At 60.9% G+C, this 24,571-nt stretch carries 19 protein-coding genes; 10 read left to right on the plus strand and 9 right to left on the minus strand.

The annotated features are described in order from the left end of the window. The first annotated feature begins 101 nt into the window (after positions 1 to 101). The 8 genes from ppsA (at position 102) to FEE99_RS13715 (ending at position 8,333) form a co-directional block, all read left to right on the plus strand. On the plus strand, positions 102 to 2,477 hold the full coding sequence (gene ppsA / locus FEE99_RS13680) for a phosphoenolpyruvate synthase (RefSeq protein ID WP_041479139.1): 2,376 nt from the start codon (positions 102 to 104) through the stop codon (positions 2,475 to 2,477). Between the two features lie 185 nt (positions 2,478 to 2,662). Next, on the plus strand, positions 2,663 to 3,652 hold the full coding sequence (locus FEE99_RS13685) for an alpha/beta fold hydrolase (RefSeq protein ID WP_041479138.1): 990 nt from the start codon (positions 2,663 to 2,665) through the stop codon (positions 3,650 to 3,652). Between the two features lie 210 nt (positions 3,653 to 3,862). Then, complete coding sequence (gene rraA, locus FEE99_RS13690) at positions 3,863 to 4,354, plus strand: ribonuclease E activity regulator RraA (protein WP_041479137.1); 492 nt, start codon at positions 3,863 to 3,865, stop codon at positions 4,352 to 4,354. Positions 4,355 to 4,375: 21 nt separating this feature from the next. Further along, entirely contained in the window at positions 4,376 to 5,371 is a 996-nt protein-coding gene (locus tag FEE99_RS13695) for a zinc transporter ZntB (protein WP_041479135.1), read from the plus strand. Positions 5,372 to 5,434: 63 nt separating this feature from the next. Continuing rightward, the gene (locus FEE99_RS13700; protein WP_003223293.1) at positions 5,435 to 5,683 is read left to right on the plus strand and encodes a hypothetical protein; all 249 of its coding nucleotides are present in this window, start codon (positions 5,435 to 5,437) and stop codon (positions 5,681 to 5,683) included. A gap of 2 nt (positions 5,684 to 5,685) precedes the next feature. Beyond that, positions 5,686 to 6,510 carry a mechanosensitive ion channel family protein gene (locus FEE99_RS13705; protein ID WP_016773831.1) on the plus strand — a complete coding sequence of 275 codons (825 nt, stop codon included), beginning with the start codon at positions 5,686 to 5,688 and terminating at the stop codon, positions 6,508 to 6,510. Positions 6,511 to 6,600: 90 nt separating this feature from the next. Continuing rightward, positions 6,601 to 7,191, plus strand: a complete 591-nt coding sequence (gene sigX / locus FEE99_RS13710; protein ID WP_016773832.1) for an RNA polymerase sigma factor SigX — start codon at positions 6,601 to 6,603, stop codon at positions 7,189 to 7,191. A 107-nt stretch (positions 7,192 to 7,298) separates the two neighbouring features. Continuing rightward, complete coding sequence (locus tag FEE99_RS13715) at positions 7,299 to 8,333, plus strand: OmpA family protein (protein ID WP_039762998.1); 1,035 nt, start codon at positions 7,299 to 7,301, stop codon at positions 8,331 to 8,333. Between the two features lie 88 nt (positions 8,334 to 8,421). On the opposite strand, the gene cobA is transcribed toward FEE99_RS13715, so the two are convergent. The 8 genes from cobA to FEE99_RS13755 form a co-directional block, all read right to left on the minus strand. Further along, a complete protein-coding gene (gene cobA / locus FEE99_RS13720; protein ID WP_041479133.1) occupies positions 8,422 to 9,174 on the minus strand; it encodes a uroporphyrinogen-III C-methyltransferase in 753 nt (250 codons plus the stop codon). Positions 9,175 to 9,187: 13 nt separating this feature from the next. Then, complete coding sequence (locus FEE99_RS13725) at positions 9,188 to 11,899, minus strand: nitrate reductase (protein ID WP_041479132.1); 2,712 nt, start codon at positions 11,897 to 11,899, stop codon at positions 9,188 to 9,190. Beyond that, positions 11,899 to 12,216 carry a nitrite reductase small subunit NirD gene (nirD, locus tag FEE99_RS13730; protein ID WP_041479130.1) on the minus strand — a complete coding sequence of 106 codons (318 nt, stop codon included), beginning with the start codon at positions 12,214 to 12,216 and terminating at the stop codon, positions 11,899 to 11,901. The genes FEE99_RS13725 and nirD overlap by 1 nt, the downstream gene beginning before the upstream one ends. Continuing rightward, complete coding sequence (gene nirB / locus FEE99_RS13735; RefSeq protein ID WP_041479128.1) at positions 12,213 to 14,666, minus strand: nitrite reductase large subunit NirB; 2,454 nt, start codon at positions 14,664 to 14,666, stop codon at positions 12,213 to 12,215. Before nirB ends, nirD begins: the two co-directional genes overlap by 4 nt. 375 nt (positions 14,667 to 15,041) lie before the next feature. Beyond that, the gene (locus FEE99_RS13740) at positions 15,042 to 16,715 is read right to left on the minus strand and encodes a bifunctional protein-serine/threonine kinase/phosphatase (protein WP_041479127.1); all 1,674 of its coding nucleotides are present in this window, start codon (positions 16,713 to 16,715) and stop codon (positions 15,042 to 15,044) included. 7 nt (positions 16,716 to 16,722) lie between these two features. After that, a complete protein-coding gene (locus FEE99_RS13745; RefSeq protein WP_041479125.1) occupies positions 16,723 to 17,934 on the minus strand; it encodes a nitrate/nitrite transporter in 1,212 nt (403 codons plus the stop codon). 329 nt (positions 17,935 to 18,263) lie between these two features. Further along, positions 18,264 to 18,839 carry an ANTAR domain-containing response regulator gene (locus FEE99_RS13750; RefSeq protein ID WP_007916390.1) on the minus strand — a complete coding sequence of 192 codons (576 nt, stop codon included), beginning with the start codon at positions 18,837 to 18,839 and terminating at the stop codon, positions 18,264 to 18,266. Positions 18,840 to 18,854: 15 nt separating this feature from the next. Next, on the minus strand, positions 18,855 to 20,066 hold the full coding sequence (locus FEE99_RS13755; RefSeq protein ID WP_041479124.1) for a CmpA/NrtA family ABC transporter substrate-binding protein: 1,212 nt from the start codon (positions 20,064 to 20,066) through the stop codon (positions 18,855 to 18,857). A gap of 218 nt (positions 20,067 to 20,284) precedes the next feature. Between FEE99_RS13755 and FEE99_RS13760 the strand changes: the two genes are divergently transcribed. After that, the gene (locus FEE99_RS13760) at positions 20,285 to 21,307 is read left to right on the plus strand and encodes a quinone-dependent dihydroorotate dehydrogenase (protein WP_041479121.1); all 1,023 of its coding nucleotides are present in this window, start codon (positions 20,285 to 20,287) and stop codon (positions 21,305 to 21,307) included. Between the two features lie 149 nt (positions 21,308 to 21,456). Here the strand turns inward: FEE99_RS13760 and rmf are convergent, their stop codons facing one another. After that, a complete protein-coding gene (gene rmf, locus FEE99_RS13765; protein ID WP_003223300.1) occupies positions 21,457 to 21,672 on the minus strand; it encodes a ribosome modulation factor in 216 nt (71 codons plus the stop codon). Between the two features lie 530 nt (positions 21,673 to 22,202). On the opposite strand from rmf, the gene rlmKL reads away from it, so the two are divergent. Next, positions 22,203 to 24,473, plus strand: a complete 2,271-nt coding sequence (rlmKL, locus tag FEE99_RS13770) for a bifunctional 23S rRNA (guanine(2069)-N(7))-methyltransferase RlmK/23S rRNA (guanine(2445)-N(2))-methyltransferase RlmL (protein WP_024012311.1) — start codon at positions 22,203 to 22,205, stop codon at positions 24,471 to 24,473. Positions 24,474 to 24,571 lie beyond the last annotated feature (98 nt).

Genomic DNA, 24,571 nt, shown 5'->3' on the forward strand with positions numbered 1-24,571 from the left:
CATTCTCACTTATTTTCCAGGTCCAGGCCATACAACCGGCCAAGGCTCCCCCGGGCCGCCGGTTTCTGAGCTTTTCCAACACAGTTAGTGGAGAGATCACCTTGGTAGAGTACGTAGTTTCCCTCGATAAGCTCGGCAAACACGATGTTGAGCATGTGGGGGGCAAGAACGCATCCCTGGGCGAGATGATCAGTAACCTGGCAGGCGCCGGTGTTTCGGTCCCCGGCGGCTTCGCCACGACGGCTCAGGCCTATCGTGACTTCCTCGAACTGAGCGGCCTGAACGAGCAGATCCACAAGGCCCTCGACGCGCTTGACGTCGACGACGTCAATGCCCTGGCCAAGACCGGCGCGCAGATCCGCCAATGGATCATGGACGCCGAATTCCCCGAAAAACTGAATGCCGAGATCCGCACCGCGTTCGCCGCGCTGTCGGCGGGCAACCCTGATGTGGCCGTTGCCGTGCGTTCTTCCGCCACCGCCGAAGACCTGCCGGACGCCTCGTTCGCCGGTCAGCAGGAAACCTTCCTGAACATCCGTGGTGTGGAAAACGTAATCCGCGCCGCCAAAGAGGTGTTCGCTTCGCTGTTCAACGACCGTGCGATTTCCTACCGCGTGCACCAGGGCTTCGACCACAAGCTGGTCGCCCTGTCGGCTGGCGTGCAGCGCATGGTGCGTTCGGAAACCGGCACCGCCGGCGTGATGTTCACCCTCGATACCGAATCGGGTTTCCGTGACGTGGTGTTCATCACCGGCGCTTACGGCCTGGGCGAAACCGTCGTACAAGGCGCGGTCAACCCGGATGAGTTCTACGTACACAAAGGCACGCTGGAGGCCGGTCGTCCGGCGATCCTGCGTCGCAATCTGGGCAGCAAAGCCATCAAGATGATCTACGGCGACGAGGCCAAGGCCGGTCGTTCGGTCAAGACCGTCGATGTCGACAAGGCCGAACGCGCGCGTTTCTGCCTGACCGACGCCGAAGTCAGCGAGCTGGCCAAGCAGGCGATGATCATCGAGAAGCACTACGGCTGCCCGATGGACATCGAGTGGGCCAAGGACGGTGACGACGGCAAGCTGTACATCGTCCAGGCGCGTCCGGAAACCGTGAAAAGCCGCACCCAGGCCAACGTCATGGAACGTTACCTGCTGAAAGAGACCGGCACCGTGCTGGTGGAAGGCCGGGCGATCGGCCAGCGCATCGGCGCCGGCAAAGTACGCATCATCAAAGACGTCTCGGAAATGGACAAGGTCCAGCCGGGCGACGTTCTGGTATCCGACATGACCGACCCGGACTGGGAACCAGTGATGAAGCGCGCCAGCGCCATCGTCACCAACCGTGGCGGGCGTACCTGCCACGCGGCGATCATCGCCCGTGAGCTGGGCATTCCGGCGGTGGTCGGTTGCGGCAACGCCACCCAGTTGCTGAAGGATGGCCAGGGCGTGACCGTATCCTGCGCCGAAGGCGACACCGGCTACATTTTCGAAGGCGAACTGGGCTTCGACATCAAGAAGAACTCCGTCGACGCCATGCCGGAGCTGCCGTTCAAGATCATGATGAACGTCGGCAACCCGGACCGTGCCTTCGACTTCGCCCAATTGCCGAACGCCGGCGTTGGTTTGGCGCGTCTGGAATTCATCATCAACCGCATGATCGGCGTGCACCCGAAAGCGCTGTTGAACTACGACGGTCTGCCGCAGGAAATCAAGGACAGCGTCGACAAGCGAATTGCCGGTTACAGCGACCCCGTCGACTTCTACGTCGACAAACTGGTGGAAGGCATCAGTACCCTGGCTGCAGCGTTCACGCCGAAAAAAGTCATCGTGCGTCTGTCGGACTTCAAGTCCAACGAATACGCCAACCTGATCGGCGGCAAGCTCTACGAGCCGGAAGAAGAAAACCCGATGCTGGGCTTCCGTGGCGCTTCGCGTTACATCAGCGAATCTTTCCGCGACTGCTTCGAGCTCGAATGTCGCGCGCTGAAACGCGTGCGCAACGAGATGGGCCTGACCAACGTGGAAATCATGGTGCCGTTCGTCCGTACTTTGGGCGAAGCCAGCCAGGTGGTCGATCTGCTCGCCGAGAACGGCTTGAAGCGCGGCGAGAACGGTCTGCGCGTAATCATGATGTGCGAACTGCCATCCAACGCGATTCTGGCTGAGGAATTCCTCGAATTCTTCGATGGCTTCTCGATCGGCTCCAACGACCTGACCCAACTGACGCTGGGTCTGGACCGTGACTCGGGGATCATCGCGCACCTGTTCGACGAACGTAATCCAGCGGTCAAGAAGCTGTTGGCCAACGCCATTCAGGCCTGCAACAAGGCTGGCAAGTACATCGGCATCTGCGGTCAGGGTCCTTCGGACCACCCGGATCTGGCCAAGTGGCTGATGGAACAGGGCATCGAGAGCGTGTCGCTGAACCCGGACACCGTGCTGGAAACCTGGTTCTTCCTCGCCGAAGGTCAGGCGCAGGCTTGATCAACATGTGAACGGGCCGCGCCCCCTGTAGGAGCGAGCCTGCTCGCGAAGACGGAGCAACATTCACCATGGATGTTGATTGATACACCGCTTTCGCGAGCAGGCCCGCTCCCACATGGGCCGGGCCTTGAGATTGAAGTAGGGCGGGCTCCAGCGGATGCCGCCCTTTTTTGTGCAAGAGCATTATGCAAAGCAGCAGCAACCTGTTTCCTGTCGCGCTGATCAGCGCCGAGCGGCGCGGCGATCTGAGCGAAGACGTCTATCGATTGAAACCCGGCAACAGCCCGGACTGGTCCGTGGAGATCGCCGTCACCCGCCTGGGCATGGCCGATGACACGGCGCCACGCGGCGTGCCGGTGATTCTGTTACACGGCAGCTTTTCCAATCGGCGCTTCTGGTTTTCCCCCAAAGGCCTCGGGCTCGGCGCGTATCTGACGCGGCTGGGCTTCGACGTGTGGATTCCGGAAATGCGCGGTCACGGCCTGTCCCAGCGCAACGAAGACTACCGGCGCAACCGCGTGGCCGATTACGCCCGCTACGATCTGCCGGCGATTGCCGCGTTCGTGCGTGAGCAGAGCGGACAGATTCCGCACTGGATCGGCCATTCGCTGGGCGGCATCACCCTGGCGGCGGCGCTCGGTGGCGAGTATCTCGGCGAACCGGCCGTGGCCTCGGCGGCGTTTTTCGGTACTCAGGTCAGCCGCACCTACTGGCCGTTGAAAATCCCACCGGTGGAGTGGGGCGGGCGCTTTATTCTCAAGCGTTTCGCGCAGTTGTCCGGCTCACGCCTCAAACGCGGCCCGGAAGACGAACCGATCGGCCTGGCCATCGAAAGCATGCGCTGGTACGGCTTGTTCGGTCGCTTCGGCGACAAGGACAAGGACTGGTGGGCCGGACTTGCCGAGGTTCAGGTACCGGTACTTGCGGTGACGGCAGCGGGCGATCATCAGGATCCGGCGTGGGCCTGCCGCAAGCTGTTCGAGCAGATCGGCGCCGAGCACAAGCAGTTCATCAACCTGGGCCGCGAGCAGGGCTTCTCGGATAATTTCGGTCATGTCGAAATGTTGGTGAGCAAAGCAGCGCAGGCTGAAGTGTGGCCGCTGGTGGCGCGCTGGTTGAAGGATCAGCAGACACCGTTGCTTGCGCAGCCAGCGAATCTGGCCGCCGCAGTGTGAGGGTCGTTCCGTTCAGCCTGGCTTGCGGCTAAGATATGACGCATTGTGCGGTTCTGGTCATATTTCGTGACTGTTTAGCTATTACGTTTCAGGGTTTGTTCAGGTTGCGTCAGCGACCATGGCATGGACTAAGGTAAACAGCGACCGCCGGAACTCGTCTTATCAGAATGCGGCATCCTTGATCGTCTTCCTTGTTACAGGAGTTTTTCGATGGAACATTACCTTACGCCTGACCTGTGCGACGCCTATCCGGAGCTGGTGCAGGTGCTGGAACCGATGTTCAGCAATTTCGGCGGCCGGGATTCCTTCGGCGGCGAAATCGTGACCATCAAGTGCTTCGAAGACAATTCGCTGGTCAAGGAGCAGGCCGAACTCAACGGCAAAGGCAAAGTGCTGGTGGTCGATGGCGGCGGTTCGCTGCGCCGCGCCCTGCTGGGCGACATGATCGCCGCCAAGGCCGCGCAGAACGGCTGGGAAGGGCTGGTGATCTACGGTTGCATCCGTGACGTCGACGTCATTGCCCAGACCGATCTCGGCGTGCAGGCGCTGGCCAGCCACCCGATGAAAACCGACAAGCGCGGCATTGGCGACCTCAACGTCCCGGTGACTTTCGCCGGCGTGACGTTTCACCCGGGCCAGTACATTTATGCGGACAACAACGGCGTGATCGTTTCGCCGACTTCGCTGAAAATGCCTGAATAAGGTTTTCGACAAGGGATGCGGATGTTCGAGGAAGAAAACGCGCAATGGGGGCTGGTACATGCCCTGGTACTGGACGGCAAGGGCGGTGCGCGTTCGATAGCCAGGACTGAGCTCGACGATTTGCTGCTGCAGGCCCATGAAAGCCTGTGGCTGCACTGGGATCGCAGCCATCCGCAGACCCAAACCTGGCTGCGCAAATCCAGCGGGCTCAACGAATTCACCTGCGATCTGCTGCTGGAAGAGAACACCCGCCCGCGTTTGTTGCCATTGCCCGACTCCGAGCTGCTGCTGTTTCTGCGCGGGGTCAATCTCAATCCGGGCGCCGAGCCGGAAGACATGGTCTCGGTGCGGATTTTTGCCTCCGCTCAGCGCGTGATTTCCCTGCGTTTGCGCCCGTTGCGGGCTACGGATGAGTTGCTGGCGCTGCTGATTGAGGGCAAAGGGCCGAAAACTTCTTCGGAATTGATGCTGTATCTGGCGCAGTTCCTCACCAATAAAGTGCAGGATCTGGTCACGTGCCTGTCGGAAGTGGTCGATGAAGAGGAAGAAAAACTCGACGCCGACGAACGGTATACGCCCGAGCACGGGGCGATTTTGCACATCCGCCGCAGAGCGGCCGGGCTGAAGCGTTTTCTTGCGCCACAGCGGGATATTTTCGGACAGCTGACGCGGATAAAATTGCCGTGGTTCGTCGAAGACGATGCCGACTACTGGAACGAATTGAACAACAGCCTGACCCGCTATCTGGAAGAGCTCGAATTGACCCGAGAGCGCGTGGGGCTTGTGCTGGAAGCCGAAGACCGGCGTTTGAGCGTGCACATGAATCGGACCATGTACCGCTTCGGCATCATTACCTGCATCTTCTTGCCGATGAGTTTCATCACCGGTCTGCTGGGCATCAATGTCGGCGGTATTCCGTTTGCCGAAAGCCCGTATGGTTTCCTGATTGCCTGCCTGACGGTACTCGCCCTGGCGTTCGGCCAGTGGTGGTTGTTCCGTCGATTGCGCTGGGTGTGAACATGGCGCATGTGACCCGAGTAAATCTGCCCGCGTCTTTCACAGACATCACGAGAGGTGCGTATGCACGATCCGTTTGAACAGTCTTTGCGCGACATGCTCAACGCTTCGCCGTCCAGCCGCGACGACGATGCCTGCCTGGGCCGCGTACTCAAAACCGCCAACCGCCAGGTCGGCGCCGGCGATCTGTTCAGCCTGCTGGGCCGCTGGCTGCCCGCGCTGATGATCGCCCTGAACAATGGCTCGGCGCATGTCTCGCCGGTTTCCCGTCTTCGTAAAACCACTGCTCGCACTGCTGATAAGGCTGATTGAATATGGAACTTGATCTCTGGACTCAGAGCCTCGTCACTGCAATGACTGCGTTGTGGACCAAAGTCGCTAATTTCATTCCGAACCTGTTCGGCGCACTGGTTGTGCTGCTGTTGGGTTTCGTCGTGGCCAAACTGCTCGACACCTTGCTCTCCAAACTGCTGGCCAAACTGGGCCTTGATCGCCTGATGGGCGGCACCGGGCTGACCAAGCTGATGTCGCGGGCCGGGCTGCAGGTGCCGATCTCGACGCTGATCGGTAAAATCGTCTACTGGTTCGTTCTGCTGATTTTTCTGGTTTCCGCGGCAGAATCCCTTGGCCTTGAGCGAGTTTCAGCTACGCTGGACATGCTGGCGTTGTATCTGCCGAAAGTATTCGGCGCCGCGCTGGTATTGCTGGTCGGTGTCCTGCTGGCGCAACTGGCCAACGGGCTGGTGCGCGGCGCAGCAGAAGGCGTAGGCCTGGACTACGCTTCCGGGTTGGGACGGATCGCGCAGGGGCTGGTGATCATCATCAGCATCTCGGTTGCGATCAGCCAGCTCGAGGTCAAGACCGACCTGCTGAACCATGTAATTGTCATCGTTTTGATTACCGTTGGTCTGGCAGTTGCGCTGGCCATGGGTTTGGGAAGCCGGGAAATCGCCGGTCAGATTCTTGCGGGAATCTATGTGCGTGAGCTGTATGAGGTTGGGCAACAAGTGCGTGTTGGCGAGGTCGAAGGCCAGATCGAAGAGATCGGCACGGTTAAAACCACATTGCTGACCGATGAGGGTGAGCTAGTCTCTCTCTCCAATCGGATCCTGCTGGAACAGCATGTGAGTAGCCGCTAAACCGGCAAACCCTGCTAATGTATGCCGCCGCAAAATGCCAGCCGAGGCTGGTTGTGGCGGACATTGACCTGACTGTCGGCACGACTTGTTTTGAATAAAGCCCAACCGCTATCCACGCGCTACGACCCCCGCGAGCTCTCTGATGAGGAGTTGGTCGCGCGCTCGCATACCGAGCTGTTTCACGTAACGCGCGCCTACGAAGAGTTGATGCGGCGTTACCAGCGAACATTATTTAACGTCTGCGCGAGATATCTTGGGAACGATCGCGACGCAGACGATGTCTGTCAGGAAGTGATGCTGAAGGTGCTGTACGGCCTGAAGAACTTCGAGGGGAAATCGAAGTTCAAAACCTGGCTTTACAGCATCACTTACAACGAATGCATCACGCAGTATCGGAAGGAACGGCGTAAGCGTCGCTTGATGGACGCTCTCAGTCTGGACCCTCTTGAAGAAGCGTCTGAAGAAAAGGCGCCGAAGCCGGAGGAGAAGGGTGGGCTTGATCGCTGGCTGGTGTATGTGAATCCGATTGACCGCGAAATTCTGGTGCTACGATTTGTCGCAGAGCTGGAGTTTCAGGAGATCGCAGACATCATGCACATGGGTTTGAGTGCGACAAAAATGCGTTACAAACGCGCTCTAGATAAATTGCGTGAGAAATTTGCAGGCATTGCTGAAACTTAGTTCAGCGCAAATATCTCTTACGTGTAGGCAAGTTCTGATAGACTTGCCGCCGAGTTGTCCCCCGGTTTGCGGGACTGCTTCACAATCACCAGATGGGGATTTAACGGATGAAACTGAAAAACACCTTGGGCTTGGCCATTGGTTCTCTGATTGCCGCCACTTCGTTCGGCGCTCTGGCACAAGGCCAAGGCGCAGTTGAAATCGAAGGCTTCGCTAAGAAAGAACAATTCGACAGCGCTCGTAACTTCAAGAACAACGGCAACCTGTTCGGCGGTTCGATCGGTTACTTCCTGACCGACGACGTTGAACTGCGTCTGGGCTACGACGAAGTGCACAACGTACGTGCCGACGATGGCAAGAACGTCAAAGGCGCTAACACCGCTCTGGACGCTCTGTACCACTTCAACAACCCAGGCGACATGATTCGTCCATACGTTTCGGCCGGTTTCTCTGACCAGAGCATCGACCAGAACGGTTCGAACGGTCGTAACCGTTCCACCTTCGCCAACGTTGGCGGCGGTGCCAAGCTGTACTTCACCGAGAACTTCTACGCCCGTGCCGGCGTTGAAGCTCAGTACAACATCGACCAGGGCGACACCGAGTGGGCTCCTAGCGTCGGTATCGGTGTGAACTTCGGTGGCGGCTCCAAGCCAGCTGCTGCTCCAGTTCCAGCACCTGCTGAAGTCTGCTCCGACAGCGACAACGATGGCGTTTGCGACAACGTTGACAAGTGCCCGGACACCCCAGCCAACGTAACCGTTGACGCTGATGGCTGCCCAGCAGTTGCTGAAGTTGTTCGTGTTGAGCTGGACGTGAAATTCGACTTCGACAAGTCGGTAGTCAAGCCTAACAGCTACGGCGACATCAAAAACCTGGCTGACTTCATGAAGCAGTACCCATCCACCACCACTACTGTTGAAGGTCACACTGACTCCGTCGGTCCTGACGCTTACAACCAGAAACTGTCCGAGCGTCGTGCAAACGCCGTTAAGCAAGTTCTGACCAACCAGTACGGTGTTGAATCGTCCCGCGTTCAGTCTGTTGGCTACGGCGAATCCCGCCCAGTTGCTGACAACAAAACTGAAGCTGGCCGCGCTGTAAACCGTCGCGTAGAAGCGCAGGTTGAAGCTCAAGCTAAGTAATTAGCTGCCGCTGATGGAAAAGCCCGGCTCAGGCCGGGCTTTTCTTTGTCTGCGATTTGGTTTCGCCGCTTAAAAGCGCGTGCGCGCGTTACGCCGTGCAGGAGCTGCCGAAGGCTGCGATCTTTTGCTCTTCCACGACACCGGCCACCGCACCAATCACCAGAATCGCCGGGCTCTTCAATTCAAACGCCGAGGCATCCTCAGCCATCGCACTCAGGTCACTGCGACATTCACGCTGATGCGCCAACGAGGCGTTTTCGATCATCGCCACTGGCGTATGCGCCGCCATCCCTCCGGCGAGCAGCTGATCACGAATCTCGCCCAGTTTGGCCACGCCCATGTAAATCACCAGCGTCGTCCCGCCTTGCGCCAACGCCTGCCAGTTCAACTGGCTGTCATCCTGCGTGTGCGCAGTCACCAGCGTTACCCCGCGCGCGACGCCACGCAACGTCAGCGGAATATCGCACTGCGTCGCCCCGGCCAGCCCGGCGGTAATGCCATTGACCAGTTCCACTTCAACCCCGCGCTCGCGCAACCACTGCGCTTCTTCGCCACCGCGGCCGAAAATGCACGGATCGCCGCCCTTCAGGCGCACCACGCATTTGCCCTGGCGCGCATAACGCAGCATCAGCCGATGAATGAATGCCTGTGGCGTCGAACGGCAGCCGCCGCGTTTGCCGACGGGGATAACCCGCGCAGTCGGGCAGTGTTCCAGCACGGCGTCGTTGACCAGATCATCGATCATCACCACATCGGCCTCGCGCAATGCACGCACCGCTTTGAGCGTCAGCAACTCCGGATCGCCAGGGCCTGCGCCCACCAGCCAGACTTTCGCATTCATGGTGTTGTCCTCGTTAAATGACCGCGACCGGCCGCGCTTCGGCAGCCAGCAGACGCTTGATTTCCGGCACGCAGGAACCGCATTGCGTGCCGCATCGGAGATTGTTTTTCAGGCCTTGCAGATCCAGGCCCTGGCGAATGCCGGCGCAGACTGCGTTGAGGCTGACGTTTTCGCAATTGCACAAGGTCTTGTCGGTGGCGATCGCTCCGACAGTGCCCGGCGGCGCGCTCATCGGCGCGAGCAGCCAGCGCCGCAGTTGTTGGTCGGCGCGGCCCTCCAGCCACAGGCTCTGCAACCAGTGTTGCGCAAGGGTTTCGCCGGCGAGGCGAATCGCAGTGATACGGCCGTTTTCGATACGCACCCGCTTGCCGATGGCTCGGCGAGGGTCGTCGTAGGCCAGAACCGGGCCATCCAGCAGCGAGAGGCATTGGTCGATCTCGCCCAGCAGCTGTGGATCGGGCGCCTCAGCGTGTGCAGCACGTATCAGCAACGCTGGCCGCTCACGCCCGACAAGGCTGAGGCTGACGTAGGAAAACGCCTCACACAGCGGCCGTAGCGTCTCGAAATGCCGTTGAACATCACCCTCGATCAAGGCGAACAGTTGCCACGGCACGTTGACTGCCTCCAGACGCACGCCGCTGTGCTTGAGCTCCGGTTGTTTGGACAGTGGATCAAACGCCGGCAAGGTCAGCGTGTTGACGCCGCCCTTGAGATAGCGATCGCCCCAGTGCATCGGCAGAAACGCCTGGCCCGGACGCACGCTGTCGTCGCTGCCGACCGCAACAATCACCGCGCCACGGCGGCTTTTCAGATTAACCAGATCACCGGGCTGCAAGCGGTGCCGACGCATTTCGTCAGGGTGCAGGCTCAGCACGGCTTCGCTGACGTGGCCGAACAATTGCGCGGCGGTGCCGGTGCGGCTCATGCCGTGCCACTGGTCACGCAGGCGACCGGTGATCAAAGTCAGCGGGAAGCGCGCGTCGCGTTGTTCCTTGGCGGCGCGGTACGGATCGGCAATGAACTGCGCGCGGCCGCTAGCCGTAGGAAAGACGCCGTCTTCGTAGAGTCGTGGCGTGCCTTGGCGGGCGCCGGCAGGGAAGGGCCATTGCTGCGGACCGATTTCGTCGATCAGGGCGTGACTGATTCCGCACAGATCCAGGTCTCGCCCACGGGTCAGCGCTTTGAATTCATCAAACAACTGCGAAGGTTGATCGAAAGCGAACAGGCTCGGCTGCCTGGGGCGCAGACGTTTCTCCAGACGCTGTGCGAAATCCACCGTGATTGCCCAGTCCGGCCGCGCTTCGCCCGGTGCGACAACCGCTTTGCGCACGTGGGAAATGCGCCGTTCGGAGTTGGTCACCGAACCTTCTTTCTCGCCCCAACTGGCGGCGGGCAACAACAAGTCGGCAAACGCAGCGGTTTCGGTGGTGCGAAAGGCTTCCTGCAACACCACAAAAGGGCAGGCCTCAAGCGCTGCGCGGACTGCGCTCTGATCAGGCATCGATTGCGCCGGGTTGGTACAGGCGATCCACAGTGCTTTGATTTTGCCGCTGCGCAGGTTTTCGAACAGTTCGATGGCGCTCAGGCCCGACGCCTCGGGCAAGCTCTCGACGCCCCAGTACGCCGCCACCTCGGCGCGATGTTCCGCATTGCCGGCATCGCGATGGCCCGGTAGCAGATTGGACAGACTGCCGGTTTCCCGCCCGCCCATCGCATTTGGCTGACCCGTCAGGGAGAAAGGTCCTGCACCGGGCCGGCCGATTTGCCCGGTGGCCAGGTGCAGATTGATCAGCGCACTGTTTTTTGCGCTGCCGGCGGTGGACTGATTCAGGCCCATGCACCACAGCGACAGGAAGCTCGGCGCAGTGCCGACCCATTCTGCGCATTGCTGCAGCTGCTCAATGCTGATGCCGCACAGCTGCGAAACCATTTGCGGGGTGTAATCGCGCAACAGGGTTTTGAGTTCGGCGAGGCCTTCGGTGTGCGCCTTGATGAAATCGCGATCAATCCAGTCTTCCCACAACAGCAGATGCAAAATGCCATGGAACAAAGCGACATCGGTGCCCGGAAGAATCGCCAGGTGCAGGTCAGCCAAATCGCAGGTATCGGTGCGACGCGGGTCGATCACGATGACTTTCATCTGCGGGCGACGGGATTTGGCTTCCTCCAGCCGACGGAAAAGTACCGGATGGGCGTAGGCCATGTTACTGCCGACGATCATCACGCAGTCGCTCAGCTCCAGGTCTTCGTAACTGCACGGCGGTGCGTCGGCGCCGAGGCTGCGTTTGTAGCCGACCACCGCCGAGGACATGCACAGCCGCGAATTGCTGTCGATGTTGTTGGTGCCGACCAGCGCCCGCGCCACTTTGTTGAAGGCGTAGTAGTCCTCGGTGAGCAACTGTCCGGAGATGTAGAACGCCACGCTGTCCGGGCCGTGTTCGGCGATGGTTTCGGCAAACACGTTGGTCGCGTGGTCGAGGGCGGTATCCCAGTCAGTACGGCTGCGCGCCAGGCCTTTGCCCAGGCGCAGTTCCGGGTACAAGGCGCGGGCGGCGAGGTCGCCGGTCAGGTGCAGCGTCGAGCCTTTGCTGCACAGTTTGCCGAAGTTGGCCGGGTGCGCCGGATCGCCGCTGACGCCGAGGATGCGCTCGCCGTCATGCTCGATCAGTACGCCGCAGCCGACCCCGCAGTAACAGCAGGTCGAGGCGGTCGTCTGGCGGTTCATCAGATGGCGTCCCGCAGGGCCAGTTGCACCCGGCCATTCTCGACTCGCGCCGGATGATGGTGCGCACAGCCGATGTCCGGCGCCTGGGCTTCGCCGGTTGCAAGGTCGATCTGCCAGTTGTGCAGCGGGCAGGCCACGCGCTTGCCGTAGATCAGGCCTTGCGACAATGGCCCACCCTTGTGCGGGCAGCGATCATCGAGGGCGAAAACCTCGTCGTCGCTTGTACGAAAAATCGCGATGTCTCCTTTCGGCCCGGCAATGATCCGCGAACCGAGGGCGTTGATCTCTTCCAGCGCACAGATGTCGAGCCAGTTCATGCCGGCACCTCCAGGTTTTTCACGGGGATCACGTCGAATTCTTTCTTCAGTTGCGGCTGCGCCAGGCGCTCTTTCCATGGGTCCTGTTCGAACGACAGGGAGAATTGCAGGCGCTCATTGAGGGCCTTGCGCCGCTCGGCGTCTTCGAGCACGTTTTTCTTGATGTGCTCCATGCCGACCCGTTGCAGGTAATGCACGGTGCGTTCGAGGTAGAAGGCTTCTTCGCGGTAGAGCTGCAGGAACGCGCCGTTGTATTCGCGGACTTCTTCGGCAGTCTTGAGCTTGACGAAGAACTCGGCGACTTCGGTCTTGATCCCGCCGTTGCCACCGATGTACATCTCCCAGCCGGAGTCGACGCCGATAATTCCTACGTCCTTGATGCCCGCTTCCGAGCAGTTGCGTGGGCAACCGGACACTGCCAGCTTCACCTTGTGCGGCGACCACATATTGAACAGGTCGTGTTCGAGCTCGATGCCCAGTTGCGTCGAGTTCTGCGTGCCGAAGCGGCAGAACTCGCTGCCAACGCAGGTTTTCACCGTGCGGATGGATTTGCCGTAGGCGTGGCCGGACGGCATGTCGAGGTCTTTCCAGACGCCGGGCAGATCCTGTTTCTTGATCCCCAGCAAGTCGATGCGCTGACCGCCGGTGACCTTGACCATCGGCACGTTGTACTTGTCGGCCACATCGGCGATCCGCCGCAGTTCCGATGGATTGGTCACGCCGCCCCACATGCGCGGCACCACCGAATAGGTGCCGTCCTTCTGGATGTTGGCGTGGGCGCGTTCGTTGATCAGGCGCGATTGCGGATCGTCCTTGGCTTCGCCCGGCCAGGTGGAAATCAGGTAGTAGTTGAGCGCTGGGCGACAGGTCGCGCAGCCATTGGGTGTGCGCCAGTTCAGGTAACTCATGGTCTCGGCGATGGTCAGCAGGTGTTCCTGGCGGATCGCCTGACGAATCTGCCCGTGGTTGAGGTCGCTGCAACCGCAGATGGCTTTTTCGCTTTTCGGTTTGACGTCCGCCGCGCCACCGACGGTGTTAATCAGGATCTGCTCGACCAGCCCGGCGCAGGAGCCGCAGGAGCTGGCAGCCTTGGTGTGTTTCTTCACTTCATCGACGCTGAACAGGCCGTGTTCCTGAATCGCCTTGACGATGGTGCCCTTGCACACACCATTGCAGCCGCAGACTTCGGCGCTGTCGGCCATGAGCATGGCTTTGTCCTGGCCCTGATGTCCTACGTCGCCTAAGGCGTTTTCGCCGAACATGAGGTGATCGCGGATTTCGCCGATGGCGTGATTCTCACGAATCTGCCGGAAATACCAACCGCCATCTGCCGTATCGCCGTACAGACAGGCGCCAACCAGCACGTCATCCTTGATCACCAGTTTTTTGTACACACCGCCGATCGGGTCGGAGAGGGTGATGGTTTCGGTGCCTTCGCCGCCCATGAAGTCGCCGGCGGAGAACAGGTCGATGCCGGTGACTTTCAATTTGGTCGAGGTCACTGAACCCTGATAGCGAGCGAAACCCAGTTGCGCGAGGTGATTGGCGCAGACCTTGGCCTGTTCGAACAGCGGTGCAACCAGACCGTAGGCAATGCCGCGATGGCTGGCGCATTCGCCGATTGCGTAGATGCGCGGGTCGTAGGTTTGCAGGGTGTCATTGACCAGAATCCCGCGATTGCAGGGGATGCCGGCCTTTTCCGCCAGCTCAGTGTTGGGGCGAATGCCGGCGGCCATCACCACCAGGTCGGCAGGGATGATGTCGCCGTTCTTGAACTGCACCGAGCCGACCCGGCCATTGCCGGCGTCGTGCAGGGCTTGGGTCTGTTCGCACAGGCGGAAATGCAGGCCACGGGATTCCAGCGCCGATTGCAGAAGCTGGCCGCTGGTCTTGTCCAGTTGCCGCTCCAGCAGCCATTCGCCGAGGTGCACCACGGTCACGTGCATGCCGCGCAGCATCAGGCCGTTGGCCGCTTCGAGGCCGAGCAGACCGCCGCCGATGACCACGGCGTGCTTGTGAGTCCTGGCGGTGTCGATCATGGCCTGGGTGTCGGCGATGTCGCGATAGCCGATCACACCCTGCAAGGTGTTGCCGGGGATTGGCAGGATGAACGGAGTCGAGCCGGTGGCGATCAGCAGACGGTCGTACTCGGCTTCGGTGCCGTCCTCGGCGATCACTCGGCGTTTGACCCGGTCGATCTCCACCACTTTGCGGTTGAGTAGCAACTTGATGTTGTTTTCCAGATACCAGTCGAGGTCGTTGAGGACGATCTCTTCGAAGGTCTGCTCACCGGCCAGCACCGGCGACAACAGGATGCGGTTGTAGTTGGTGTGCGGTTCGGCGCCGAAGACGGTGATGTCGTAGAGCTCGTCGCTCAGCTTGAGCAGTTCTTCCAGGGTACGGACCCCGGCCATGCCATTGCCGATCATCACCAGTTTGAGTTTTTTCATCAGGTTCTCCGGGAGCTGCGGCTGGCCTCTGGTGGGCCGTCGGGCCTTGCTCGACAAATTTCGCGCAAACAAAAAAAGGCGTCCCGCTAGTTGCCTAGCGAGGACGCCTTTGTCCTGGTCCCGTTCTCTCGGGAAGCGCAGCCTTCGTCGTTGAAGGTTGGGCTTTATGTATGGTGAAAAGGGTAATGCAGTGGTTGTGCCAACTTGTTATGGCGCCGCAATTGCTGGTTTTTTTGCCCGATTGGAGCTGGCTCGATGCACTTTCTCGAGGCGTGTTGCGCTTTTTTGGAGCGCAGGATCAAAAGATCGCAGCCTTCGGCAGCTCCTACAGGTGTACGCAACCAACTGTAGGAGCTGCCGAAGGCTGCGATCTTTTCAGGGCTGATGAAACAACAAAACCAGCAGCACCACATTACCCATCAATGCCAGAAGCGCCATCGTCCGCCAGACCTTCAACGGCTCCCGCTCCAACAAAGGCCGGGGCCGCACACTCAAACTTTGCCGCTCACCCTGTTCCAGCACCAGCAGCCACTCTTCAGCGGTTTCGAAGCGTTGCTGCGGATCGGCGGCGACGCCGCGTTCCAGACTTTGCGCCAGCCAGTCCGGCAGGTCCGGGCGATAGCGACTGGCACTCACCGGCACGCCAAATCGGGGCCGTTGGAACGCTTCGATTTCGCCGTAGGGAAAATGCCCGGTGAGGAGGAAATACAGGGTGACGCCCACCGAATACAAATCCTGCTGCGCACTTGGCGACTCGCCGCGAAACGCTTCCGGGGCGATGAAACTAGGCGTTCCCGGCAGGGTCGACGGCGCGTCTTCCGACAGCCCAGGGCAATAAGCCAAGCCGAAATCCAGCAGGCGCAGCTCGCCGTCATCCCCCAGCAACAGATTTTCCGGTTTGATGTCGCGATGCAGAATCTGCCGTCGATGCAACAGCCCGACCGCGCGCAACAGCCGCTCGGCGATGTCCTGCCACTGCGCCAAAGGCAACGGGCCGCTGTGTTGAAACACGTCGGCCAGCGTCGTCCCGGCGTATTCGCGCATCACGTAGTACAAATGCTGACGCTGAGTGCAGGCATGGATTTGCGGAAAATGCCGGCCGGCCACGCGCTTGAGGAACCATTCTTCCGACAGCAGCGCCTGCCCGGCTTGCGGATCGTCGGCCAGGCGCGCCGGTAAGGTCTTCAACAGCCAAGGCTGGCCCTGACTATCGAGCACGCGATACAGCAATGATTGCTGGCTCTGGCCGATGATGCCTTGCACCTGCCAGCCTTCAAACGCTTGCCCGGGTTTCAGCGCCGGCGGCAGTGGCCATTGCTGCAATTGCACCAGCGCATCGCCAATGCTCGCTTCGCCCAGCGCATCGACGCGCACCAGCAGGGCACTGGCGTTGTCCTGACTGCCGGCCAGATGCGCGGCGTTGACCAAGGTTTGCGCCGCGCTGTGCAGATCCGCTTGATCACGCAGAATCGCCGCGATCGCGGTATCGCCCAAGGTCGACCAGACGCCGTCGCTGAGCAGCACGAAGCTTTCGCCCTCACGCAGTTCGCCGTCGAGGAAATCCAGGACCAGATGCTGATCGAGCCCGAGCGCACGCTTGAGCACGTGTTGCATGCCCGGTTGCTCCCAGACGTGATCCTCGCTGATGCGCTGCAAGCGCTCGGCGTGCCAGCGATAGACCCGGCAATCGCCGACGTGGGCGAGGGTGAAGCGCCGACCGCGCATCACCAGCGCGCTGACCGTGGTCAGCAGCGGTTGCCCGCCGCCGTTGGCCTGCAGCCAGCGATTTTGCGCGAGCAGCAGGCGATCCAGCGCCTGGGCCACGCTCCAGGTTTCCGGCGTGGCAAAGTAGTCCAGCGCCAGGGCCTGCAAGGTCGAACGCGCGGCGAGGCCGCCATCGGCGCACTGGCTGACGCCGTCGGCGATGGCGAACAGATAACCTTTGCTCACCGCCAGTGCCGGCGCCGGTGTCACCGAGCGCAGGGCGTCCTGATTCTCCGCGCGCGGGCCGGTGGCGCTGGCTTCGGCGAAACTCAGTTGCAGGGCCATTCGAGCCTCAGACCCGCGCCGCTGTCACCGCCGCCGAACCCCAGGTGGTTCTCCAGCGACGCTTGACGCCGTGCAGGCCAAACCATGCCAGCACGCCGAGGCTGGCGAACAACCACAGCGCCAATTGATAACTGCCGGTGCTCTGCTTGATCGCGCCCATACCGGCGGCGAGGGCGAAACCGCCAATTCCGCCGGCCATGCCGATCAGCCCGGTCATCACGCCGATCTCCAGACGAAAACGCTGCGGCACCAATTGGAAAACCGCACCGTTGCCGGCGCCCAAGCCGAGCATGGTGCAGACGAAAAGCGCCAGCGCCGCGTAGGAACTTGGCAGATTGAAGCCCACCGCTGCGATGCAGATGGCAGCGACGGTGTACATCGCCAGCAAGGTACGAATGCCGCCGAAGCGATCGGCCAGCGCGCCACCCAATGGCCGCATCAGGCTACCGCCGAACACGCAGGCAGCGGTGTAGTAGCCGGCGGTCACCGGGCTCAGACCGTATTGATCGTTGAAGTAACCGGGCAGGGCGCTGGCCAGGCCGATGAAGCCGCCGAAGGTGACGCTGTAGAAAAACATGAACCACCAGCTGTCGCGATCACCGAGGGCCTTGAAGTAATCGGCCATGGCTTTCGGTTTTGGCCGCTGGGGAGCGTTTTTTGCCAACCAGGCGAACAGCACCAAAGTCAGGACCAGCGGGATCAGGGCAAACCCGAAGACATTGCTCCAGCCGAACGCGGCGGCAATCACTGGCGCCAGCAGCGCGGCGAATACGGTGCCGGAGTTGCCCGCACCGGCGATGCCCATGGCTTTGCCTTGATGTTCTGGTGGATACCACTGCGAGGCCAGCGGCAGGGCCACGGCAAATGACGCGCCGGCCATGCCGAGGAACAGGCCGAGGATCAGCGCCTGTTCATAACTGTGGATGCCCAGTTTCCAGGCGCCGAACAGCGCGCAGATGACGATGACCTGGCCGATCAGCCCGGCGGTCTTGGGCGACAAGCGATCAGCGAGCATGCCCATGGCGAAGCGCAACACCGCGCCGGCCAGAATCGGCGTGGCGACGACAAGTCCGCGTTGCTGGGTGGTCAGGTGCAGGTCGGCGGCAATCTGCACCGCCAGCGGGCCGAGCAGGTACCAGACCATGAAGCTCAGGTCGAAATACAGGAAGGCCGCGAACAGGGTCGGGGTATGGCCGGATTTCCAGAAGCTTGAATTCATCGCGCACCTCGGCTGAAAAGAGTCTCGAAAGGAGTCATGCACAGCAGGTGGAGCGCCTCACGGCCGCACCACCGGCCCCGTTCTGTGGGGCCAAAACGCAAAAACGCCGCTACCTGATTCGCCGAGGGGCGAACGGGGTGAGCGACGTCTTTGTCGTAGGTGGGGCAACCGCCGTTGGTTACCTGTGCGGTTTACTTAGCGAGATTTGTGCCAAGAGTTCGTGACCTAGGTGCGGCCATTCGCGAGCAGGCTCGCTCCCACATTGGAATGTATGCCACCTGTGGGAGCGAGCCTGCTCGCGAAGAGGCCCGCACTGACAACACAAAATTTCAGCCCAGCAACTCGCTCATGGCAATGATCTGCTCCGCCACCTGAATCAGCTTCTGCTGGCGGCTCATCGCCTGGCGGCGCATCAGCGTGTAGGCCTCTTCCTCGTTGCAGTCCTTCATCTTCATCAGCAAACCCTTGGCCAGTTCGATGCGCTTGCGCTCGGCCAGTTGCTGGTCACGGGCCTGCAATTGCGCGCGCAAAGCCTGGTCACTCTCGAAGCGCGCCATCGCCACGTCGAGAATCGGCTGCAACCGTTGTGCGTGAATGCCTTCGACGATGTAGGCACTGACCCCGGACTTGATCGCCTGACGCATCACCCCCGGGTCATGTTCGTCGGTAAACATCACGATCGGCCGGGGCTGGTCGCGGCTGACCAGCACCACTTGCTCCATGACATCGCGGCTCGGTGACTCGGTATCGATCAGGATCACGTCCGGGCGCACCGTTTCGACGCGCGCCGGCAGGTCGATGGTCAGGCCGGACTCGTCGATTACCTCGAAGCCGGCCTCGGTCAGCGCCGCTTTCAGGCGTCCGACTTTTTTCGCGGTGTCGTTGATCAGCAGAATGCGCAACATGTTCGCGGTCTCCTGTCAGCGCTGGGCGAGAAGGGGGGCGGTGTTGCTCAGGGCGTGCAGTTTGAAACTGCGCGCATAGCCCGCCGGGTCGCTGCCGTCCCAGACCTTGCCGTCGAGCAACTGGCTGCTGCGCAGGTCTGCGTACGAAGTCGCAACGCCGACCGCGCTGGCGGCCTCGCGATACAGATCCAGACGCTGAACCTGACGGGCGACGGCCAGATAATCCGGATCCTCGCGCAACAGACCCCAGCGACGAAACTGGGTCATGAACCACATGCCGTCGGAGAGGTACGGCAGATTGACCTCGCCATCGCCATGAAAACGCAGCGCATGCGGATCCTGCCAGCGATTGCCGAGGCCGTCGGCGTAATCCCCCATGAAACGCGGCTCGATGCAGGCGGCGGGGGTGTCGAGGTATTCGGCGGCGCTGAGCAATTGCGCGGTGCTGCGGCGGTTCTCCGGGCTTTCTTCTATGAAGCGGCTGGCCTCAAGAATGGCCATGACCAGCGCCCGCGCGGTGTTGGGGTATTGCTCGACAAATTCCCGGGTGCAGCCGAGGACTTTTTCCGGATGGTCGGGCCAGATGCTCTGGCTGGTCGCCAGGGTGAAACCGAGATTCTGCTGCACGGCGCTGGCCGCCCACGGTTCGCCGACGCAAAAGCCGTCGATGCGCCCGGCTTGCAGGTGCGCGACCATTTGCGGCGGCGGCACTACCACGCTGTCGACGTCCTGCAACGGATGAATGCCCTGGCTCGCCAGCCAGTAATAAAGCCACATCGCATGGGTGCCGGTGGGGAAGGTCTGGGCGAAGGTCAGTTTTGCGCGGCTTTGGTGCACGTGCCGATCGAGCGCTTCAGGACTGTTCACGCCAGCCTGTTGCAAACCATGGGACAGGTTCAGGCTCTGGCCATTCTGGTTCAGGCCCATCAGCACCGCCATGTCGGTCGGGGCGACGCCGCCGATGCCCAGGTGCACCGCATAAATCAGCCCGTACAGACTGTGCGCGGCATCCAGTTCGCCGCTGACCAGTTTGTCGCGCAGGTTGGCCCATGAGGCCTGACGTTTGAGGTTCAGGGTCAGGCCGTAGGGCTGGGCGAAGCCCTGAGTGGCGGCGACCACCACCGAGGCGCAGTCGCTCAGCGCCATGAAGCCGAGATTGATCGCGCTCTTTTCCGGCGCATCGCTGCCATTGACCCAGGCCAGAGGCCCCAAGGACGTTTCGTTCATACGCTACCTCAAAAAAAACGTCGTCCCGGATTCTGCGCAGGCAAAACCCGGGGACGACGCCATTGTCCTGGCCTGCGCGCCGTCATTGGTCGGCAGACTGATGAGCGGGGTGGTGCAAGGCATATGCCAGTCGCCTGATTCGCGCAGGCGCCTCGCGCCGGGGGACGATGCCCGGCTATAATCGCCGCCTCTTTTCGCCGCCCGAGTCATTGCCGCCCATGTACACCCTGGCCCGTCAGCTGTTGTTCAAACTTTCCCCGGAAACCTCCCACGATCTGTCGCTGGATCTGATCGGCGCGGGTGGACGTTTGGGCCTCAACGGCTTGCTGTGCAAGGCTCCGGCGAAAATGCCGGTGACCGTCATGGGCCTGGAGTTCCCGAACCCGGTAGGGCTGGCGGCAGGTCTGGACAAGAACGGCGCGGCCATCGACGGCTTTGCGCAACTGGGTTTCGGCTTTGTCGAAATCGGCACCGTGACCCCGCGTCCGCAGCCGGGTAACCCGAAACCACGGATCTTCCGCCTGCCGGAAGCCGAGGCGATCATCAACCGCATGGGCTTCAACAACCTTGGCGTGGATAACCTGCTGGCGCGGGTCGCTGCGGCGAAATACAAAGGCGTGCTGGGCATCAACATCGGCAAGAACTTCGATACCCCGGTCGAGCGCGCGGTGGATGATTACCTGATCTGCCTGGACAAGGTCTACGCCCACGCCAGCTACGTCACCGTCAACGTCAGCTCGCCGAATACCCCGGGCCTGCGCAGCCTGCAGTTCGGTGACTCGCTCAAGCAATTGCTCGCGGACCTGGCCACGCGCCGCGCCGAACTGGCCCTGCGTCACGGCAAGCATGTGCCTCTGGCGATCAAGATCGCGCCGGACATGACCGACGAAGAAACTGCGCAGGTTGCCCAAGCCTTGATCGAAACCGGCATGGATGCGGTGATCGCCACCAATACGACTTTGAGCCGTGTCGGCGTCGAAGGCATGGAGCATGGTGACGAGGCGGGCGGTCTGTCGGGTGCGCCGGTGCGTGAAAAGAGCACCCATACCGTGAAGGTGCTGGCGGGCGAATTGGCCGGGCGTTTGCCGATCATTGCTGCGGGCGGGATTACCGAAGGCAAGCACGCGGCGGAGAAAATCACCGCCGGTGCAAGCCTGGTGCAGATCTATTCGGGCTTCATCTACAAAGGCCCGGCGCTGATTCGTGAATCGGTAGACGCCATCGCCGCGTTGCGAAAATAACACCGGGTTATGTGCTCGGCACAAAAAAATCCAGGCATAAAAAAGGGCTCCTCGAAGGAGCCCCTGGGCCGTAGCCCGCCGTCCGGGAGGGACGTGCGTGGTTAATTCAGTGCAGATTCAGATTGTCGTGTCGGAATAAATGCCCTGTGTCAGCCGACGGCGTGAAGTTCGTTGAGTCTGTGGATTCCCGCAGTGCCGGTCATACCGTCCCAGTTGTCGCCGCGTCCTTCTCGCCAGCCGTTGATCCAGGCTTGACGTACCGACGGTAGAGTAAATGGGCAAAGCTCACGGGATTTGCCACCAACGCCATATTGATATCCGCGCAAAAATGCTCTTTCCAACGGATCACGCTTAAGTCTTCTCATAGGGTGTTTCCCTCACTTGTTGACTGTAGTGTCGCGTTGACCTCAATTGAGGTCTGGCAGAAAAAACCTGCCATCGTGCGGCTCGCTGCCGGCGTGGCGAGCCAAGGTGTTGACGCCGTTGCGACGTCAACCTGTGTTCAGTTCTAACCAATGAGTCACACCGAGGGAATGATCGTTTTGTCATAAGCACGTAACGTAAAGGATGCTATGGCGATAAGTAACCGCGTATTTATTCAACGTTCATTGCGCAAACCCCGGTATGATCGGCGCCCCGCTGGCTCAGGGGGTTAATCCTTTAGTGAGAATGACCCACGTTTGCGCTTGGGTAATATTCGACGAAGGGTCGCTTTCAGTCTTTTTGTTGCACCAACTTTTTTATCTGTCCCGGCATCTAAGCTCTTTTAACCCGAGCAGCGGGGATGGAACGGCACACCTTCGTGCCACGCGGGCGCTCTTTCAGAAAAGCGCCTGATTGAAAACCGGGTCGGCAATGCGTTGCCGGCCCACTAGCCAAAGGCTCTGGAATTACCATGTCCGATCGTTTCGAACTCTTCCTCACTTGCCCCAAAGGCCTTGAAGGCCTGCTCATCGAGGAAGCCGTCGGGCTTGGCCTTGAAGAAGCGCGCGAGCACACCTCCGCCGTGCGTGGCATGGCGACCATGGAAACCGCCTATCGCCTGTGCCTCTGGTCGCGTCTGGCCAACCGGGTGTTGCTGGTGCTCAAGCGTTTCCCGATGAAGGACGCCGAAGACCTCTATCACGGCGTGCTCGACATCGACTGGCAGGATCACATGCTCAGCGACGGCACCCTCGCCGTCGAATTCAGCGGCCACGGCTCGGGCATCGACAACACCCACTTCGGCGCGCTGAAAGTCAAAGATGCCATCGTCGACAAACTGCGCACGCCACAGGGTGATCGTCCATCCATCGACAAGCTCAACCCGGACCTGCGCATTCACCTGCGTCTGGATCGCGGCGAAGCGATTCTCTCCCTCGACCTCTCCGGCCACAGCCTGCACCAGCGCGGCTATCGCTTGCAGCAGGGCGCGGCGCCGCTGAAGGAAAACCTCGCGGCGGCAATCCTCATTCGTTCCGGTTGGCCGCGTATTGCTGCCGAGGGCGGCGCGCTGGCTGACCCGATGTGCGGTGTCGGTACGTTTCTCGTCGAAGCGGGGATGATTGCCGCCGACATGGCGCCGAACCTGCGTCGCGAGCAGTGGGGCTTTACCGCGTGGCTCGGTCATGTGCCGGCACTGTGGAAAAAACTCCACGAAGAAGCCGTCGAGCGTGCCGCCGCCGGTCTGGCCAAACCGCCGCTGTGGATTCGCGGTTACGAAGCCGATCCACGACTGATTCAGCCAGGCCGCAATAACGTTGAGCGCGCCGGCCTCAGCGAGTGGATCAAGATTTACCAGGGCGAAGTGGCGACCTTCGAGCCTCGCCCGGATCAGAACCAGAAAGGTCTGGTCATCTGCAACCCGCCGTACGGCGAGCGTCTCGGTGACGAAGCCAGCCTGCTGTATCTCTATCAGAACCTCGGCGAGCGTCTGCGTCAGGCCTGCCTGAACTGGGAAGCGGCGGTGTTCACCGGCGCCCCGGATCTGGGCAAGCGCATGGGTATCCGCAGCCATAAACAATATTCGTTCTGGAACGGCGCGCTGCCGTGCAAGCTGCTGCTGATCAAGGTTCTGCCCGATCAGTTCGTCACTGGCGAACGCCGCACTCCGGAACAGCGCCAGGCCGAGCGCGAGCAAGCGGCTTACGACCAGACCCCGGACGAGCCGCAAGAGCGCAAGTTCAACAAGAACGGCAACCCGATCAAGCCGACGCCAGCCCCGGCGCCAGTGATCGAACAGCCGCGCCTGAGTGAAGGCGGGCAGATGTTTGCCAATCGCTTGCAGAAAAATCTCAAGGCGATGGGCAAGTGGGTCAAGCGCGAAGGCATCGATTGCTACCGCGTCTATGATGCCGACATGCCTGAATACGCGATGGCCATCGACCTGTACCACGACTGGGTGCACGTTCAGGAATACGCCGCGCCGAAATCCATCGACCCGGAAAAAGCCTCGGCGCGCATGTTCGACGCTTTGGCGGCAATCCCGCAGGCGTTGAACGTCGACAAGAACCGCGTGGTGGTCAAGCGCCGCGAGCGGCAGAGCGGCACCAAGCAGTACGAGCGTCAGGCTGCGCAGGGCAAGTTCGTCGAAGTCAATGAAGGTGGCGTGAAGCTGCTGGTCAACCTCACCGATTACCTCGATACCGGGTTGTTCCTCGACCACCGGCCGATGCGCATGCGTATCCAGAAAGAGGCGGCCGGCAAGCGCTTCCTCAATCTGTTCTGCTACACCGCGACCGCCAGCGTGCACGCGGCCAAGGGCGGCGCGCGCAGCACCACCAGCGTCGACCTGTCGAAAACCTATCTGGACTGGGCGCGACGCAACCTGTCGCTGAACGGCTTCTCGGACAAGAACCGTCTGGAGCAGGGCGATGTGATGGCGTGGCTGGAAAGCAGCCGCGACGAATACGACCTGATCTTCATCGACCCGCCGACGTTCTCCAACTCCAAGCGCATGGAAGGCATCTTCGACGTACAGCGCGACCAGGTGCAGTTGATCGATCTGGCGATGGCGCGGCTGGCACCGGGTGGCGTGCTGTATTTCTCCAACAACTTCCGCAAGTTCCAGTTGGAGGAAAACCTCGCCGAGCGTTATGCGGTCGAGGAAATCAGTGCGCAGACCATTGATCCGGATTTCGCCCGCAATACCAAGATCCACCGCGCCTGGAAAATCACGGCTCGTTGACGCTTTCACTGGTTGGATCCACAGAGCCTTGATTTTTAACGGCTCGGTGGATCCAGCGGTGCTGGCTAAATTAGTGGCTAATAGCTATAACTCACACA

It is taken from the genome of Pseudomonas sp. ef1 (genome assembly GCF_007293365.2).
Taxonomy (GTDB): domain Bacteria; phylum Pseudomonadota; class Gammaproteobacteria; order Pseudomonadales; family Pseudomonadaceae; genus Aquipseudomonas; species Aquipseudomonas siliginis.

Excerpts from the sequence above, each read along its gene's own strand:
- FEE99_RS13685 (WP_041479138.1), top strand. The coding sequence starts at position 2,663 with ATGCAAAGCAGCAGCAACCTGTTTCCTGTCGCGCTGATCAGCGCCGAG.
- rraA (WP_041479137.1), top strand. The coding sequence starts at position 3,863 with ATGGAACATTACCTTACGCCTGACCTGTGCGACGCCTATCCGGAGCTG.
- FEE99_RS13695 (WP_041479135.1), top strand. The coding sequence starts at position 4,376 with ATGTTCGAGGAAGAAAACGCGCAATGGGGGCTGGTACATGCCCTGGTA.
- FEE99_RS13700 (WP_003223293.1), top strand. The coding sequence starts at position 5,435 with ATGCACGATCCGTTTGAACAGTCTTTGCGCGACATGCTCAACGCTTCG.
- FEE99_RS13705 (WP_016773831.1), top strand. The coding sequence starts at position 5,686 with ATGGAACTTGATCTCTGGACTCAGAGCCTCGTCACTGCAATGACTGCG.
- FEE99_RS13715 (WP_039762998.1), top strand. The coding sequence starts at position 7,299 with ATGAAACTGAAAAACACCTTGGGCTTGGCCATTGGTTCTCTGATTGCC.
- cobA (WP_041479133.1), bottom strand. The coding sequence starts at position 9,174 with ATGAATGCGAAAGTCTGGCTGGTGGGCGCAGGCCCTGGCGATCCGGAG.
- FEE99_RS13725 (WP_041479132.1), bottom strand. The coding sequence starts at position 11,899 with ATGAACCGCCAGACGACCGCCTCGACCTGCTGTTACTGCGGGGTCGGC.
- nirD (WP_041479130.1), bottom strand. The coding sequence starts at position 12,216 with ATGAACTGGCTCGACATCTGTGCGCTGGAAGAGATCAACGCCCTCGGT.
- nirB (WP_041479128.1), bottom strand. The coding sequence starts at position 14,666 with ATGAAAAAACTCAAACTGGTGATGATCGGCAATGGCATGGCCGGGGTC.
- FEE99_RS13740 (WP_041479127.1), bottom strand. The coding sequence starts at position 16,715 with ATGGCCCTGCAACTGAGTTTCGCCGAAGCCAGCGCCACCGGCCCGCGC.
- FEE99_RS13745 (WP_041479125.1), bottom strand. The coding sequence starts at position 17,934 with ATGAATTCAAGCTTCTGGAAATCCGGCCATACCCCGACCCTGTTCGCG.
- FEE99_RS13750 (WP_007916390.1), bottom strand. The coding sequence starts at position 18,839 with ATGTTGCGCATTCTGCTGATCAACGACACCGCGAAAAAAGTCGGACGC.
- FEE99_RS13755 (WP_041479124.1), bottom strand. The coding sequence starts at position 20,066 with ATGAACGAAACGTCCTTGGGGCCTCTGGCCTGGGTCAATGGCAGCGAT.
- FEE99_RS13760 (WP_041479121.1), top strand. The coding sequence starts at position 20,285 with ATGTACACCCTGGCCCGTCAGCTGTTGTTCAAACTTTCCCCGGAAACC.
- rmf (WP_003223300.1), bottom strand. The coding sequence starts at position 21,672 with ATGAGAAGACTTAAGCGTGATCCGTTGGAAAGAGCATTTTTGCGCGGA.
- rlmKL (WP_024012311.1), top strand. The coding sequence starts at position 22,203 with ATGTCCGATCGTTTCGAACTCTTCCTCACTTGCCCCAAAGGCCTTGAA.